The organism is Candidatus Omnitrophota bacterium (assembly GCA_028716245.1).
Taxonomy (GTDB): domain Bacteria; phylum Omnitrophota; class Gorgyraeia; order Gygaellales; family Profunditerraquicolaceae; genus UBA6249.
Genome location: JAQUQW010000001.1, coordinates 95056 through 112553, shown reverse-complemented (window position 1 = coordinate 112553; position 17498 = coordinate 95056). Strand labels below are relative to the sequence as shown.

The 17498-nt window shown below is 38.3% G+C and carries 17 protein-coding genes; all 17 read right to left on the bottom strand.

Going from position 1 to position 17498, the window contains the following annotated elements; genetic code table 11:
* Positions 1 to 2: 2 nt before the first annotated feature.
* Positions 3 to 974, bottom strand: coding sequence for a GDP-mannose 4,6-dehydratase (locus tag PHG87_00600; protein ID MDD5476700.1), 972 nt, complete (start codon positions 972 to 974; stop codon positions 3 to 5).
* Positions 975 to 1013: 39 nt separating this feature from the next.
* Complete coding sequence (locus tag PHG87_00595) at positions 1014 to 1718, bottom strand: sugar phosphate nucleotidyltransferase (protein MDD5476699.1); 705 nt, start codon at positions 1716 to 1718, stop codon at positions 1014 to 1016.
* Positions 1719 to 1732: 14 nt separating this feature from the next.
* A complete protein-coding gene (locus PHG87_00590; GenBank protein MDD5476698.1) occupies positions 1733 to 2506 on the bottom strand; it encodes a DUF3108 domain-containing protein in 774 nt (257 codons plus the stop codon).
* A gap of 63 nt (positions 2507 to 2569) precedes the next feature.
* Positions 2570 to 4408, bottom strand: a complete 1839-nt coding sequence (locus PHG87_00585; protein MDD5476697.1) for a hypothetical protein — start codon at positions 4406 to 4408, stop codon at positions 2570 to 2572.
* Positions 4405 to 5463: a hypothetical protein gene (locus PHG87_00580; protein MDD5476696.1), complete on the bottom strand. Its 1059-nt coding sequence runs from the start codon at positions 5461 to 5463 to the stop codon at positions 4405 to 4407. The genes PHG87_00585 and PHG87_00580 overlap by 4 nt, the downstream gene beginning before the upstream one ends.
* A 14-nt stretch (positions 5464 to 5477) precedes the next feature.
* The gene (locus PHG87_00575; GenBank protein ID MDD5476695.1) at positions 5478 to 6569 is read right to left on the bottom strand and encodes an acyltransferase; all 1092 of its coding nucleotides are present in this window, start codon (positions 6567 to 6569) and stop codon (positions 5478 to 5480) included.
* Complete coding sequence (locus PHG87_00570) at positions 6566 to 7237, bottom strand: class I SAM-dependent methyltransferase (GenBank protein ID MDD5476694.1); 672 nt, start codon at positions 7235 to 7237, stop codon at positions 6566 to 6568. The genes PHG87_00575 and PHG87_00570 overlap by 4 nt, the downstream gene beginning before the upstream one ends.
* Positions 7238 to 7266: 29 nt before the next feature.
* Positions 7267 to 7914, bottom strand: a complete 648-nt coding sequence (locus PHG87_00565; GenBank protein MDD5476693.1) for a sugar phosphate nucleotidyltransferase — start codon at positions 7912 to 7914, stop codon at positions 7267 to 7269.
* Between the two features lie 79 nt (positions 7915 to 7993).
* On the bottom strand, positions 7994 to 8983 hold the full coding sequence (locus tag PHG87_00560) for a kinase (GenBank protein MDD5476692.1): 990 nt from the start codon (positions 8981 to 8983) through the stop codon (positions 7994 to 7996).
* Positions 8980 to 9963, bottom strand: a complete 984-nt coding sequence (locus PHG87_00555; GenBank protein ID MDD5476691.1) for an NAD-dependent epimerase/dehydratase family protein — start codon at positions 9961 to 9963, stop codon at positions 8980 to 8982. The genes PHG87_00560 and PHG87_00555 overlap by 4 nt, the downstream gene beginning before the upstream one ends.
* Entirely contained in the window at positions 9953 to 10456 is a 504-nt protein-coding gene (locus tag PHG87_00550; GenBank protein ID MDD5476690.1) for a dTDP-4-dehydrorhamnose 3,5-epimerase family protein, read from the bottom strand. Before PHG87_00550 ends, PHG87_00555 begins: the two co-directional genes overlap by 11 nt.
* 18 nt (positions 10457 to 10474) lie before the next feature.
* The gene (locus tag PHG87_00545; GenBank protein MDD5476689.1) at positions 10475 to 11419 is read right to left on the bottom strand and encodes an NAD-dependent epimerase/dehydratase family protein; all 945 of its coding nucleotides are present in this window, start codon (positions 11417 to 11419) and stop codon (positions 10475 to 10477) included.
* A gap of 5 nt (positions 11420 to 11424) precedes the next feature.
* Positions 11425 to 12414, bottom strand: coding sequence for an NAD-dependent epimerase/dehydratase family protein (locus tag PHG87_00540; protein MDD5476688.1), 990 nt, complete (start codon positions 12412 to 12414; stop codon positions 11425 to 11427).
* A gap of 27 nt (positions 12415 to 12441) precedes the next feature.
* Positions 12442 to 14409 carry a radical SAM protein gene (locus tag PHG87_00535; protein ID MDD5476687.1) on the bottom strand — a complete coding sequence of 656 codons (1968 nt, stop codon included), beginning with the start codon at positions 14407 to 14409 and terminating at the stop codon, positions 12442 to 12444.
* Between the two features lie 18 nt (positions 14410 to 14427).
* Positions 14428 to 15471: a transketolase C-terminal domain-containing protein gene (locus PHG87_00530; protein ID MDD5476686.1), complete on the bottom strand. Its 1044-nt coding sequence runs from the start codon at positions 15469 to 15471 to the stop codon at positions 14428 to 14430.
* Complete coding sequence (locus PHG87_00525; protein ID MDD5476685.1) at positions 15468 to 16421, bottom strand: thiamine pyrophosphate-dependent dehydrogenase E1 component subunit alpha; 954 nt, start codon at positions 16419 to 16421, stop codon at positions 15468 to 15470. The genes PHG87_00530 and PHG87_00525 overlap by 4 nt, the downstream gene beginning before the upstream one ends.
* Before the next feature lie 59 nt (positions 16422 to 16480).
* The gene (locus tag PHG87_00520) at positions 16481 to 17494 is read right to left on the bottom strand and encodes a GDP-mannose 4,6-dehydratase (GenBank protein ID MDD5476684.1); all 1014 of its coding nucleotides are present in this window, start codon (positions 17492 to 17494) and stop codon (positions 16481 to 16483) included.
* Positions 17495 to 17498 lie beyond the last annotated feature (4 nt).

The following is a 17498-nucleotide window of genomic DNA, read 5'->3' as shown; positions in this document are numbered from 1 at the left end:
CCTTAGAGATGATCTTTATACCATTGATAGGTTATCCCCAGGCCTTTTTGAAGCGTATGCTTAGGATACCAACCCAAAACTTTTCTGGCTTTACCGCTAGAGAGATACTGCCTATCTATCTCTCCTTTTATTTTTCCTTTACTCAATATCTCGGGGACTAATCCTGTTTTTCCTGAAACTTCAAGGATCATCCTCACAAGCTTAATTACGCTTATGGGTTTACCGATACCGAAATTAAAGGCTTCTCCAAACTTAATCTTTTTATTCAATAAACTTTTAGCCAGAACAAAATACGCGTCAACAATATCCTCGACAAAAGCATAATCCCTTAAAGGAGTGCCATCGCTTCTGATGACCGGGTTCTTGCCTTTGATAACTGAGCGGCAGGTATCCGGTATAATCCTTGAAAAATTACAATCACCCGGGCCGTATATATTAGCGCACCTGGTGACAGCTACCGGAAGATTATAAGTATGGGCGTAAGTCCTGCTGAGAATATCGGTGCAAGACTTCGAAGCATCATAAGGATGCAAGGCAATTAAAGGCGAGTCTTCCTTATATGGAAGCTTTTTATGTTCGCCATAAGCTTTATCGCTTGAGGCCACAACCATGGCTTTTACCCCAAAAACCCTGGCTGCCTCAAGTATATTCCAGGTACCTTCAATATTTGTCTTAAATGTGCCGATGGGCGATTTATTAGCTATCCCCACAATAGCCTGAGCGGCAATATGAAAACAGACATCGATCTTATTCTTCCTAAATATAGAATTTATGAGTTTGCTATCCGACAAATCCCCCTTGTAAATCTTAGACTTACGATCTAACCCGTCAATCCTGAACAATGAACAGGGAATATCTTCTTTTATTAAAACAATCACCCTGGCCTTATAAGCTAAGGCTCTTTTCACTAAATGAGACCCTAAAAACCCGTTGGCCCCGGTTATAAAAATAACTTTGTTTTTCCAAATACGCATTATTCCTCCTTAGCTACCAAGGTACACCCGCGCAATACCTTATAGCGCGGGGCGCCAGATTTTCCAAGCAGCCCTATTCTTTTTCCAAAGATCGTTTAACTCAAGATTGTCTTTATAAGTATCCATGCACCTCCAGAAACCCGCGTGCTTAAAAGCATTTAATTCCTTATCTCTTAACACGCGCTTAAAACTATCCTTCTCCAATATGTCATTTTCCTTAAGATAATCAAAAATTTCTTTATTAAAGACAAAAAAACCGGCGTTTATCCAATGATCTAATATGGGCTTTTCTTCGAAATGCGTAACCGACTGGGTATGCGAATCAACTCCGACAATACCAAACTGGGAAAGAGGCCTGGCTACGGTAATTGTGGCGCTTTTCTTATGTTTCTGATGAAAATGGACAAGCTTAGCCAAATTAATATCCGCGACGCCATCTCCATAAGTAGCAAGAAAATAATCTTCTTTTATAAACTTCTCTATTTTCTTGATTCTACCGCCAGTATTGGTATTCTCTCCGGTCTCCGCGAAGGTTATTTTCCATTTCTTTAAGCCCGAAAAATGTTCTCTTATCTTTTCTCCTTTATAACCCAAACACAATATAAATTCATTAAACCCAAAATACGAGTAAATACTCATTATATGCCAAAGTATGGGCTTGCCGCCAACCGGGAACAAAACCTTGGGCAACTCATCGCTACCCATTCTGGTACCTTTTCCGCCACACAATATTACGGTCTTGATTCTTTGCATTTTTATTACTTTACATCCACTAATCTTGCCTGAATTATAAATCCACTTGCAAATACTCTTACTAGAATCGGGATATTCTCTTCTCCCCTGACAAACCATATGGTTACCTTAGATTGATGATATGGATTATTCTTATCCCGCCTCCTTATTTCAGCTTTGGCAAGATAAACTTTACGGCTTATTTTCCTGGAAATATCCGGTTTTTCTTCCGCTGATCCTTTAAAAAGATAATTTTTGTGTTTTGTATTAATATTCATATCTATTTCTTTGCTTTTATCAAAATCCATTCTTTCAAGATTAAAAGCCAGCGAAAGAGGATCTTGGGTATTCGGTAAAATCTGGCGTTTAGAGCCGCCCATAATCATAAAACCCTGCTTCTGGTCGTAAATAACCTCTTTATCCTCATTTGGTTTACCTGAAATAGATATTTTTTGTTTAAACAATACCGGATTAGAATCTACCGGGTCAATATATGAATCCAGCGTTGCTTCAGACTTAAAAAATGTGGCTATTACATCCAGGCTCCTGGCTTTCCCTTGAACGTGGTACAAATCTTTGCCATTTACCTTCTCAAGTATTGCTTTATAAAAATAGGCCTCTCCAACAGGAAAAATTCCAAATACATAAATCCTGTATTTCAGTATCTGTGGCTTAAATTGCCCGGGCTTAAAAACATTCTTTATAATTGCCTCGGGACTGCTCTTTAAAGAACCGGAAACAAAAGAAACTAAAAACACAAATATTACTATTGATAGGATAAATTTAAATAATCTTTTCATGGCACCTCCTGATTAAACTTTAAGTATATATTTTATCACAACAAAGTAAAATAGTCTTATATTTTATTTATCGGTTACGGAAGGCGCAATTGGAGCGGATTCAAGCAGATATACATCAATCGGGCCGGTTTTTTGAATACACATAATATTCTTATCCGGACATTCTTGAGCAGAAAAAGACTTAACGAGTTTAAGGCCGGGATTCTTAGGAATCTTTTGTAATTCTTCTATTTCATCTACGATTTCTGTACGCAAATAATCATCCCGATGCACAATTATATACTTTACCCCCATCCACTTTAAAACGCCAGTTGTCCTAGGATCAGATAACTTCTTTACGGTATTAGCGACCTTATTCGGATAGGTTCCCGGGATAGTGCCATTAATAATCTTTTTTTCATGAGTCGTCTGATAAAACTTATACATCTCATTGGGGCCATTATAATCCAGGGGGTATTCAGCAACAACAAAATCACCCGGCTGGCTTTTAATCCAATAATAGACTTCTGGGACTTTTGAAACATCGATAATCTTATATGGCGGCCAATTCCAAAATTCAAACAGTACTAAACCACAGCATAAAACCATAACCGCAATTTTAGCCTTTTGACTCTTGAATTTTTCAAGTAAGAACTTTAACCCAAATCCAGCTAGGACTGCTACCGCTAACATTAGCACAATTCCAAAACGACAATATGCCCGATACATAGGTAAAATTTTATACATGAAAAATGAAGGCATATAAATTTTGAGTGGGCCAATCTGCCACCATGGCGGTTGAGAAAATAACCAAGCTACGATTGCAAGAAACATAAAAAATCCGATATAAAAATCCTGAGGAGGAGTTATCTCTAGAAAAGAGTGTCCCCGAATTTTTTTATCTTTTTTCCATCTCCTTATCGCATATAGAGCTAAAATCATGGGAATCCAACCTAAGTAAAGCGTATGCTCAGTTAAACTCATTCCATATAACGAAGACCCAATAAACTGCTTAGTAAAACTGCCAAATAATGGATGTACTGATGCCGGTAGAAAATAGCTTAATGGCCTCGCGGACTGAGTAAACAAATCCTCAAAGGGACGTTTATAGCCATTGAATGATGAAGCCTGGACAACAGAAGAAAGAAGCACCCTATTTTTAATTATAGGAAAAAACTCGGGTAACATAATAACGAATACAATAAGTCCTAGAAATAAAAACCTTTTGATGTAACGGAAAGTTTCAATCAAACGCTTTCTATCTTTAGATATTATTGCCTTCGATTGGTAAAAAATAACGTAGATAAAAAATGTCAACAGAACGATACTCCCTAAATACATTACGCTAAAATCAAAAGAAAAAAGCAATAATAAACTTACTAAAAATACCAGAGAATATTTTCTTTGAGGCTGTTCTCTTAACAAAATAGCAGCTAATAACGTAAGCGGGATCCATTGATTAAAGGTAAGCCCCAGTTGCTGCCAGCTACGCACGAATTGATATGGACAAAAAGCAAAAATCACACCGCCAAAGAATGATACCAAGCTATTCCCAGTTAAATTATCAATCAATAAATAAGTAAAGAATGCCGAAAAAAGAATATTCAATAAGACCTGGAAGTTAAGAGTAATAACGGGTGTAGTGAATCTACTCAGAAAATGGGTTAACCCCATCCAAACATAAGAATAATAATCCGGTGTCCCAGAATATGCGCCAAAAGGATAAGCAATCAAATTGGTTTCTCCTGAGGTAAAAAATCCCTGTGAAGCAGTTTTAATCCTCCAGCTATCCCATAAACTGCCAAAGATTTCATCAGTTGAATAAAACCCTGGAATACAAACAGTAATCTTAAATAACATGGGGAAAGTTATTGCTACAATTAGAAGAAAAAAGATTAAGATAACAAAAAATTTATTTTTCATATTTTATTATTTTCTTCCTTTTTTAACTTCAGGAATTTAATAATTAATCCGGATATGAGAAAAAAAGAAGACACCTTTGCGAATTGTTCAGCTATAGTATCTAAATGTAAGAATAACAAGATGGGACATCCCATTAAAAATACCATAAACAAAAGAATGCATTTATCGGAAAACTTTCTTGATCCTGCCCATTGTATTAACCACCAATCAAACACATTTAGCCGGACATTTAAAGAAGCTCCGGACTTTATGGGTATTTGGACCTTCATAGATAGAGCAAACCTTTCTTTAACCCCTTTACAAATTATCCCTAAAATAATAAAAGTTTCTACTATGGAAAAACTAACAATAGCAAAATTCAGAAAATAGGCTTGGGTGAATACTACTTTAAAATACCCGTTTATCTTTGAGAATATACAAGAAATGATTAAAGAAATAAGGAATGGCGAGATTGAATACACCTGATAAAGGAATAACTTATCTATGCTTAAAGGCGTAAACCCACTTACAAAATAAGGGACACCGACGAATAAAATATAAACTAGAACCATAACCGAAATTACGACATAAATAGATACCATTCCAGAAGGTGAATGTACAGAGTCAGAGAATAAAATATAAATATCATCACTTATGTTTCTTCGATAGTTAGTTAGCATAATATCTATATCAGAAGGATTATTTTTAAAGAAATTTATATCGACAGAGTTAACCCCCGATTTAATAATTTCTTTAGGTAAATAAAAGTAGGTAGATTGAATACTCCCCTTCTTCTTTACGTGGTAGGCTATATCAGAATTGATAACAACCCCATTCATAAAGATATCCTTGAATTCTCCTTCTTGAATATCATGCTTAATCCTTAGAAAATAAGAATCCTTGGTTAAATCAAGAGCTAGATGGAAGCTGGTATCTTTCCAATAAATAATCTCTCTTATTTCTTTAAAGTTATCTTGTGGATGGATAACGACCATTTGGCTATATAAATAACTTAAGATAATACCTATTAGGATTGCCCCGAAAATAATATGAGGTCTAATTTTAGTTGTTTGCATTTATACGAATCAGTTTAAACCCGCATTTCAATTCTAATTCTTCCAACTAACAACTTAGTCAATTTTAAGCAAGGTTTCTCAATTAGCCAATTCAAAAAGAAGGCAAACCCGGCTGAAATTAAAACTATTGCAAACACATAAAGTAAAAATAGCACAGACGGAAAGGAACCTAGAATCCAAACATTTATTATGTGGAGAACCATCCACGAAACTGCAAAATGTATAATAAATATTGGATAAGACAGACTGCCTAGATACACTAACCAGTCCGGTACCAGCTTTTCATATCGACGTAACGCATTTAATACAAAGATAAAAGTAATAGCAGCGAGAATATGGCGATAAATATACATCTGCCCTATAGTGTGTATCAATAGAAGTGTAACGCTAATCAGCCCACTTCCAAACAAAAGCTGTAAACCGATATAACTTTTGGACTGAAGTCTTATATCCTTATAATACAACATCCCGATTAGAAAAATACCGATTTGATTAACGATTAACCAATAAATATATTGTTTTGGCAATGTGGTAAAATTTAAAAGCCAACCCGTAACCGCCGCACCTAAAGCACAAATACAGGCAGTCTTTAATAAAACACCCGATTCCAAGAAGCGATTCAGTACTGGAAATAACAAATAAAATAGCGAGAAACACCCAATACACCATCCGCCGGGAACAATATAATTCTGAGCAGATGGAAAAACATTGTTGATTAATAAAATGTTCGCTAGAACATTCCACTTTGTGTAATTACCGATAGGCCCACCATAAACAATCCCTGCGGAAGCCATTAAAAAATATAACAGAATTCCAATCCAGTAAAGAGGCGCAAGGCGCATAAATCTCTTTATATAATAAGGAATTAGTACGCTTGGAGCTGTAATAGGCGACGCGTTAGTCAAACATGCAGAATATGCGGAAAGCAAGAAGAATAACTGAACTCCCATGTTACCAAAAGTACATATAAAAGCTAACGCACTAGGCAATCCGTGCATCTGTCCGGCAACATGAACCACGACGACCATAAGTATCGCTAATCCTCTTGCACCATCTATCCATCTGATACGACTCGTTTTCATCTTTATTTTTTCAAGAACAATCACACCGTCTTAAATTTCGCTTTTACAAGAACCTGATCTAATAATTTCTTTCCGGAGCGGTAGCATACGTCTGTGAAGGAACATTTCTTTAGCATATTCTCCAATATTTCTTTTTTCATAAACAAAGCTCCTCTCTCTGAGTCCCAATTCATCGAAAAACTGGCCATAACATAAAGACGGTAAAGAAATGTATACTTGGGTTCAATAAAAGCGACTGTTCCGTTAGTATTAAGCATGCTTTTTAACTTCAAAAATAATATTTCCAGCTGCTCCAGCTTTTCTCTACTATCTGCAATATGATGCAAGATACCAAAACCAATAATTGCATCATATTTTGTCTTCGGGTCAAAGCTAAAAATATCCGATATAATAATATTTGCGGGATTGGGAGAAGAGAACTTTTTTAGATTCTGTTTAAATAATTCAACGGATTTGTTATTACAGTCTATACAGGTAATATTAAATCCTTTTTGAAGCAGTGGGATTGTATTGTGACCAAACCCTGAACCGATTTCGAGAATTTTCTTATCTGGTGTTAATTCCGCAAAAGTGATAAAATCATTGAGTTGTTCTAGCACTTTTATTTTATAGGGAGAATAAATCTTCCAGCGGCCTGATTTAATAATCAGATCGAAATATTCCCCACTGGTCAACCTTTTTAATAGAATCATCTCACATTACCTCTCTTTCGCAATGATTATTATTGGATTTCTTTTAAAAAATATGCCGCCGAAAGATACGACTCCGGAGTTCCAATATCGATAAATTTCCCATTAAAACAAAAACCGTATAATCCATTATCCGCAGCTAGAACCGGGAGAAGTTCTCTTTCCAAGGAAAACTTAACTCCTGTAGGTATAGATGCTATTATTGATTTCCTAAATATATAGACACCCCCATTAATCCAACCCGGTTCAACATTTAAACTTTTCTCTTCAAAACTCAGGACACGGCTATTCTTATTAATCTTTACACTACCATATCTGCTTACATCATTAATTTTAGTTAAAACAAGGGATGAATTATATCTCTTTTTAAAATGCCATTCTATATAAAACTTCAGATTAAGACCAGAGTATGAATCTCCGTTCATAACCATAACTGATTCAGATTGAACAAGAGTAATAGCATAACGCAGGGCACCGCCCGTCCCTAAAGGAATTGACTCCTGTGAATATTGAATAACTGCCTCTTTGTATTTATTGCCAAATGCATCTTTAATTAATCCCCCCAGATATCCTGTACACAATATTATATTCTGTACGCCTGCTCCAACAAGTTGGTCAAGAAGATATGCTAAGAAAGGGCGACCATTAATAACTGCCAGGACTTTTGGTAAATCCGACACTACCGGCTTAAGACGTATTCCTAACCCCCCGGATAGAACTAAAGCAGTGAAAGGTTTTCTCAGATTAACCTCCGAGCCATTAATAGGCTGTATAATGAATTACATGAGACCCAATATTTTCAAACTGAAATGGAACCAATATTAACTTCTTTAATATTTCTTTAACCTTAGGCTGATTTTCCGGAGGAACGAATAGGACCATAAAACCTCCAGCTCCAGCTCCGCAAATCTTACCCCCCAGGGCTCCTGCGCTTCTGGCCGCTTCGTAGATCTGGTCGATATTGTTATTTGAGATAAGCTTTCCGAGCTGTTTTTTCAAAATCCAGCTATCATCGAGTAATTTCCCAAAATCATTTATTGAATTCAATGAACCATTAAGAATACTGATGGCGGTATTAACCATTTCTTTCATAGCATCAAGCTCTTTTAGGTTTTCAGGTATTCTCTTTATTTGTTCCTCTGCAATTTCTGAGGCAAACCTTGAAAATCCCGTAAAATAAAAGAGGAAGTGGTTCTGAAAATATTCCATTTTCTCTTTTCCGATCGTAACCGGCTGCACAAATATTTCGTTTTCACCGCTAAATTCTATCTTATTAAAACCACCAAAAGCAACAGCCAGCTGATCCTGTGATCCAACGTTCTCACGGATAAGCTCCTGCTCTACATGAATAGCATCGAAAGCAAGCTTACGCTTAGTCTGCATCTGCCCTTTAAGAGAATAAAGAGCATTAAGAAGCCCTACGGTAAATGCCGAGCTTGAACCTATCCCTGACATAGCCGGCAGGTCACTAGTATGTATAATCTCGACTCCTTTATCTATGCCCATAAATTTCAGGCATTCGCGAGCAGAAGGATGAATAATTTGATCGATAGTCTGAGCTAATTCCTTCTTTGAATAACGAACCACAAATTTATGGTCGAAAAAAGGGGGCAAGTAACGACAAGCAATATAGCAATACCTGTTAATTGTGGCATTCAAACAGGAACCGCCGTATTTTTTGTAATAATCGGGATAATCCGTCCCTCCGCCAAAAAAGGAAATACGAAAAGGCGTTCTCGTAATAATCATTTTTTTATACCTCCGCTAGACTTATACCATTCAATTGTTTTTCGTGCCCCTTCGCGAATACTAGTTACCGCTTTAAACCCGAGCAACCTTCGCGCTTTGGTTGTATCCACCAACCTTTTAGGAATCGTAGTCGGCTTTGTTCTATCAAACTTTATTAATGGATCACTCCACTTCTCCAGCTTTAAGATGATTTCTAGAATTTCTTTTATACTATACCCCCTACCGAAACCAATATTAATCGGGTCGTAGGTATCAATCTTTTCCACAGCTAGGATAAGTGCATCTATAAAATCATCTATATAAATCAAATCTCTTACTTCATCTCCGCTCCCCCAAATTTCAAGCGGTTGATGCCTTTCTATCACTTTACGGATTGTCGCCGCCATTACATGGGAGGTAACAAAATCAAAATCATCATAAGGGCCGTAAATATTTGTCGGCCTGATTACTATGGTAGGCATTTTCTCTTTAAGTTTCTGCGAATAGAGCCGGCACAAAATCTCGGTATAGCGCTTCATCCAGCCAGCGCCAAAATATACATCATAGGGATCGCCATCAAACATCTCCTCTTCTTTCACCGATCTATCGCCTGTTGGAGGATACGCGGCATTACTACTTAGCCAAACAAACTTTCTTATCTTAGCGTGGTAAGCTGCCTCGAGCATCTGTGCATTCATTATAATATTAGGAGTTACATGCACTAATGGCGTTGAAGCAATAACCGCTGCTCCAGATGTATTTGCCGCGCACATAAAGAGATAATCCATATCTTTTACTATTTTTCTGCAATCATCCATCTTTAAGAGATCACATCTCACATATTCAATTGCATCTTCCTTTATAACCGCTTCTTTCCGATGAATCGTTGCTCTTACTTTCGCACCTAAAGACAAAAGCTTTATAATTAAATTAACCCCGACAAATCCACTTCCGCCAGTAACCAGTACATTCCTGCCTTTAAACATTACTTTATGCTCCATCGCGCTTAGAAAGAATAGGATTCTTTATGGGCCAATCAATCTTCGGCCCTGGGTCATTCCAAGTAATCGTAAACTGCCCTGCCCGGTTATAATACGTAGATTGTTTATAGTGAAACATGGCCCTATCGGAAAGGACAAGATGCCCATTACCAAATTTAGGAGGCACGAGAACCTGTAATCTGTTCTTTTCCGATAAAATAAATGATTCCCATTTTCTATACTGGGAAGATGCGTTATCCCAATTTACAACCACCAGATAAAATTCTCCATAGAGACAAGATATTAATTTCCAGGTTTGCGAATCCCCGTGTATTCCCCTCAAGACATTTTTAAATGAAACAGAAATGTCATCCTGTATAAATCTCAGATCGATACCATTTTCTTTATAAAGAGCCTCATTGTATATTTCAACATATTGGCCGCGATGATCTTCAAATACACTGGGTTTAATTAATAAAACTCCATCCAAATTTGTTTTTTCAACATTGATCATAGTCTTATTGCCCTTTCTTTATTCTCCATTCTTCTTAAACCATTCAACCGTTTTTTTAATTCCATCCCTAAAAGCAGTCCTTTTCCTTGAACCAAAAGTTTTTAGATATCTTGAACTATCGAGAGCCCGATACGGTATCGCAGTGGGCTTTTGGGAGTTAAAATTTACTTTGGTTTTGTGGCCGCAAGTCTCTAATATAATTTCAGCAGCCTCCTTTATTGAAATCGGCCTACCGCTACAGATATTTACCGGTAAGCTATGCAAATCCACTTCATCTTTAATTATAGATAATATATCATCGACCACATCGCCGACAAAAACAAAATCACGTATCACATCAGGCTTACCCCAAACCTCAAAAGGTTCTTGTTTATTTAATGCTCTGCGAATTAGAGACGGAATAACATGGGCCCTTTCTTCGTCAAACTTATCAAAAGGGCCATAAATATTCGTAGGACGCAGGATAAGCACTTGAATACCATAGGTTATAGAATACAAACAGGCAAGTTGCTCTAAATAACGGTATGTCCAACCTATTCCAAAATACTCCTGATAAGGAGACTGATTTAAATCGAGATCATCTTCTTTAATGGGATAACCTGCAGGCTGATATATGGTTGAACTACTCAACATAATAATTCTCCTAACCTTATTCCTGGCGCAAGCTTCAAATAATCCTGTAAATATTTCCAGGTTAGGAAGTATCGCGGCAGTCGGCAACTCTTTATTTTTCTTGACGCCATATGAAATCGCGGCACAAAAAACCGCAGCTTCTATATTCCTGGTGGCATCCAAGCAATCTTTAAATTTACAAAAGTCATAACCTAGGGAGTCATCTTTATTTTTTAATACGCTCCCCTTGTGTCCGACGGAAATAATTGGCAATCCAACTTCCTTAATTCTTTTTGTCAAGCTGCTTCCGACCAAACCAGTGCCACCGGTTATTAGAATTCTTTTCTTCATATTTTTTATATTCCGGAATTATTGTAAACATCATACCTAAGATGGGTGATATCTTTATTGGCCCTATACCAATCCATTGTCTCCTTTATCCCCTGCCCTAAGGTTACCTTGGGTTCAAACCCCAATTCTTTCGCTCTTGAAATATTTAATATACGGCAGTCATCGCCTTTCGGCTTAGCCTTATCCCACAAAACTTGGGGCTTCTTATCCAAATTTAAAATAATAACATCCACCAAATCCTTAATCGAAACTCCTACGCCGCTACCGAGGTTAACGGGTTTTTGAGGCTGTTCCTGAGCAACTAAAAGCATGCCTGAAGCCACATCTTTAGCGTGGATAAAATCCCGCACTGCCGTCCCATCTCCCCAAACCCTTAACGGATTCTCGCCTGAAATTACCCGTTTAATAAGCGACGGCACAACCATCGCATTTTCGCTTTCAAAATTATCATAAGGCCCATATACATTAGCCGGCCTGACTATAGTCAACCCATCCCAATCGTATTCTTTGCGATAGGCATCTATCTGAAGCTCTCCTACGCGCTTAGACCAACCCGCGTACCAATCATTAAGAGAAGGAAATGTTTTCCAGACATCGTCTTCATTCAATACTTTCGCAGGAGCATACACTCCGACTGAGCTTGTAAGCAGGTATCCATTTACTCTTTCGCGGTGCGCTGCTTCAAGCATATTCATCTCCATCAATACCGTTGAATAAAGGAAACGCGCCGGCTTATTAGCTGAAACACCGGGAGAAGCCTTGACACCTAAAAGATTAAACACAAAATCCATCCCACGGCATACCTCCAGGCAATTATCAATGAGAGTAAGATCCTTACGCATAAATTCGGCTTCCGGATGCGCCCGGGAAGAATCATCCAACGAAGCAATCCTCACAGACGCTCCTAGCTCAATAAGCATTTTTACAAGTTGGATACCAATCATACCTGTCCCGCCGGCAACCAAAACCCTCTTCCCTGAAAATGGATTAGGCATCTATCTCCTTATTTACTTTTATGGAAATTAATTAGTTTTTATAAAAGGATATAAATAATTCCCCTTTTTTGTTCCAAACCAGACTACCTCTTTGCACCAATCCAGCCATGAACTCCATTTATCCTGAGTACGCACAATATCATAATTAAAACTTCCTCTTGATAACGAGATCTGCCTCCCAACCAGGGCAGACTGATAGAACTCAGGCAGATTATAATTTAGCGTGATTCTTTTATTTTCAGTTATAAAGGGCTGTTTTATTGAATTGCAATTAAAAGCGAGCGCATCATCAAGCAAGTCTTCATCTATCGGTATTTTGCTCTTCTTTAAACCGCTAAGAATAACACTCCTCGCTTCTTCATAAAATTTCGATAAATTGTTTTCGCTGCACAATTTTATAAAAATGAACTCATCTGCCGGCCAATAAATATTTAGCCAATCAGGAGAAGCAATAAATTCGGTATCGCCGAATTGGATCATTGAGGCTTTTTCATTAAAGCGCGAAACAATACTGGAAATAATAGGATATTCCTTGCCACTGGCTAAAAACCAACCCATTATCTCCTTATAGTTTAATACATAAGATTTGTTTAAAATAATCAGCGGGATTTGGAGCAATTTATCAAAATGCAGCAAAGAGATCATCCAGCAAAAAATACGTGTCTTAACCCAATCCTCTTTAGGCATTGTACTGGTGCCGACAACCAAGATTTGAGTTTCCGGAATTTCGTTATCAGAGCTAATACTAGTATGATGTGAAACCATTTTACATTCCTTGAGTATCAACCCGTATCTCTGAATGTATTCCGGAGAGGACATTTCAGTATTCTCAAGCACGGCTAGATTTATAAACTGAATTCTGTTATACTGGCCTCCTTCAATCACATCGGAAACCCCCCCGGTAAAAGTTTGGTACGATTCATCGGGCAAACCTAAAATCATATCAGAGAAAGTTGCAATACCGGCATCCGTAAACATCTTCTGCAGATCCCGGAACTGGCCGGGTGAAATATTACTACGATTAACGCTTTTTAAGGTTTGATTATTTACGGACTGCAATGCTAAGTTTACTCCTTTTTGCAGACCGGCGATATTTAATTCTTTTTGCAGCTCAAAAATTGTACGCGTAGCATTCTTAGTACTCTGTACGGAGAATGCTTTAGGATAACCGTATTGCTTCTTATTCTCAGCTACTTTCTGGACAATCTGCATATCCCTTTCTTTAAATAACCCGAAGTTCGCATCGCAACAAAAGATAAACTCAATTTTGTTCTTACTAAACCAGTCTATCTCTTCAAATAACCGACCCAGATCATATTTATAAATACCTCTCTTAGAATCCTTACCCCAGGCACAATAAGAACAAGAAAACGGGCAACCACGGTTGGTCTCCCACATAACCGACCATACCCCTTCAGCGCTAGATTCCATTAAGGATCCAAAGACTCCGCTTAAATATGGCGAGGGAATTTGATCCAAATCAGAGATTCGATTTCCGCTTTTATTTTTGACAAAGTTTTTCTCCGTATTTATATAAGCGATAGAAGGAACTCCTGGCCAATCTTTCTTCCGGAAACTTTCCAGAATCTCTACAAATGGATTTTCTCCTTCTCCATAACAAGCTATATCGACAAACGGGTATCTACGCAACATAATCTCCAATCTCTCTGAAGACTCCGGTATCTGCGGCCCGCCGAAAACAATACAACATTTAGGATGATTAATTTTGATTGTTTTTGCTATCTCTAAACTAAAATTATAATTCCACATATAGACGCTAAAAAATATAATATCTGCGTCTCTAAAGTGTAAATCTATTTTTTCAAATGGCTCTCTTTTATAGAGGGGCAGGGAAAAAATGTAGTCTCGGGGTTTCTTTAATCTTTTCAAGGCATAAGCCTGCAAAAGTCCGACTGAATATGGAAGATAATACTGGCCACTGAAATTTTCCCCTACCTGGACTAAGCCAACTTTTATCTTTTGAGGTTTTTGCATTACTATATGGGTAGCTAACTAAAATGGGCCCTTGAACTTCTTTTCATACGAATAGAACTCTTCCTGCGCTAGGTCAATCTCGGAAAGGCCAAGTTTTTTTTCGACTGATCGGATAATATCTATGGCTGAAGGATAGAATTTTACTTCAAGCGGACGCGAACATGGGCAATGTGCTTCGGCGAAACCAATCCGGGTTATCGGTGACTTCAGTATTCTCATGCATTTTTCATAGACCCGCGTAGCTACTTCGGCACCAAATCCACAGTGAATCCAATCATAATCAGCCACTATTAAATGCCCGGTCTTCTTGATCGAATCTATAATTGTTGTATCGTCAAACGGAGAGATCGACCGCGCATCGATTATTTCAAGGCTTATGCCGTGTTTCTCTAATACTTCCGCTGCTTGCAACGCTTCTACGTTCATCCAAGAAACTGCAAGAACTGTTGCGTCTTTTCCCGAATGGATTACTCTGCTTCCCACAAGAGGCTCGGTTAGAGCTTCTTCAGGAACTTCCCCTACGACATCATATAGCCAGCGATGTTCTATGAAAATAACCGGATTATCATCTCGTATAGCAGCAATGAGCATACCTTTGGCATCACTTGGCCTGGAAGGCATAACAACTTTTAATCCCGGAATATGGGCGAACCAGGAATGCAATGTTTTGCTATGCTGCCAGGATTGGCCCCAGCCACGGCCAATTACCGCCCTTATAACCATAGGCACTTTCATCTTCCCGCAGGAACCATAAGAAAAACTGGCAATCATATTAGTGAGCTCATTCATGGCTAAAATCAAGAAATCAACTCGCATATGAACATGAATCGGACGTAATCCGCTTAAAGCCGCTCCAAGCCCTAAGCCAGTCATAGAACACTCGGACAAAGGAGTGCTAAAACAACGGGAATTCCCAAACTCTTCTAAAATTCCATTACCACTCCCAAAAGTACGCTTATGATCCGCAACATCTATCCCATACATAAATACTCTTGGGTCACGCCTCATTTCCCCGATTATGGCCTCGTTCAGCGCCTCACGATATGTAATCATTCTTTTCATATATAAATATCCTCACAGGCAATTCTTGCATCGGGAAAATCAGCCTGCTGGGCCCTAGTCTTACTTAAATTTATCCGATCCTCTATTTCTTTTTCTAATGACGCTACCTTTCCTTCGTTTATTAACCTTACAAGTTTCTTGCGCTGCATACAGACTGGGTCAACCTTCAGCCATTTCTCAAAATCTTCCTTTGGCCTGTAACCTGCCTTAAAATCATCAAATACCCCAACATGTTCAAGATAACGATAGTATTTAAAATAAAGAAAAACTGGCTTATTGTTATTCGACATTTCTTTCAGCGCGTTCTTGGTAAGATTGTATATGACTTGCACATCTGAAGAATCACTCTGAAAAACACTACAATCAAACTTACGCACGATTTCTGCGATAGAACCATAGCCATGCCTTTCACTGACAGGGCTATGCACAGCAAAACCGTTATCTTCACAAATAAATACAACCGGAAGTTTACTTAAACAGGCAAAATTCAAACTCTCCCAAAACACTCCTTCATCAACAGCGCCATCCCCAAAAAATACGGTTGTAATCCGACCATTTTTAGTTTGCTTATTGGCAAAAGCAAATCCGATAGCCACCGGGATAGAGCTACCCACAATAGCTGAAGTACAAACCAGGCCTGCCTCCGGAGCTAGCAAATGCATAGAACCAGCCTTGCCTTGAGATGTTCCCGTAACCTTTCCGTACATTTCGGCAAAAAATTTGTCAGTCTCCTGCACCTTAGCGATATAGATACCGTGGCTTCTGTAAGAACCCAAAACTTGATCCTCTGGCTTCAGGGCATGGCAAACACCGGCAGCTATAGCTTCCTCCCCCATAGACATATGCATAGGAGTTTTCATCTCATTTTCAAGGTAATGAGCCTGAATCTTTTCTTCGACCTTACGGATCATATACATAGTTTTATAAAGAGTGATGTTTAATTCTTTCATAGTATTACGATTAACTAACATATTTTTCCTAAAGATATCTTCCAATCTTATCAAGAAAATTATCGGGTCAGATACATTTTCCCGGAGCTAAATTTTTCCCGCCAATAGTTCAATAAATCCTGCATCGTTTTCTCAAAAGTTATTTTTGGTTCCCATCCCGTATGTTTCCTGAATTTTCTCGTATCCGGAATCTGCAAATCCGCATCAATAGGACGCAACCTCTCTTTATCTGTTTCAACTGTAATATTTTTGCGCGTTGAGATCGAAATAAGATGCTTCAGCATATCGCCAACAGAACAAGAAAACGAACCTCCGATGTTATAACACTCCCCCGGAACCGGGTTAATTGTTACCAGCATATAATAAGCCCTGACCGCATCACGTACATCAGACCAGGTACGCATAGAATTAAGATTACCCGTTTTTACAACCGGTGGAACAAGATCGCGTTCAATCATTGCAATTTGCTTAGCGAAAGTAGATTCAGCAAAAACATCCCCCCTCCTGGGGCCAGTATGAGTAAACATCCTGGTTACCACTACTTTTTGCTGATAAGCCTCAGCATGAAACTTACCAATCAGATCGGTGCCGATTTTCGAGATCGCATAAGGAGAAGCCGGATGGAATGAGCAACTCTCATTGATTGGTAGCTTTTCTTTACTTACTCTGCCGAAGATTTCCGAAGAAGAACATACATGAATAACGGGATCAATCCCTTTGCATTTACGTAAGGCTTCAAGCAGGCGCTCTGTTCCTAAGATATTCGTATCCAGAGTTTGAAGTGGAGAAGTGAAACTTGTCAGCGGATAACTTTGCGCCGCAAGATGAAAAACATAATCCGGACTACTCTCTTTAACCGCATTCTGTAACGAAATATAATCGCCAAGTTCTCCATAAATAAAATATAAGCGATCCTTTTTGTTCACCCTGGACAAAAGGTGTTCCACGTTATCCAGCGGGCTACGCCAACGACACATACCGTAAATATCCCAATCACTATTTTCGAGTAAAAAATCGGCAAGATGCGATCCAACCATCCCGGTTATACCCGTGATCAACACTCTCTTTTTCATAATT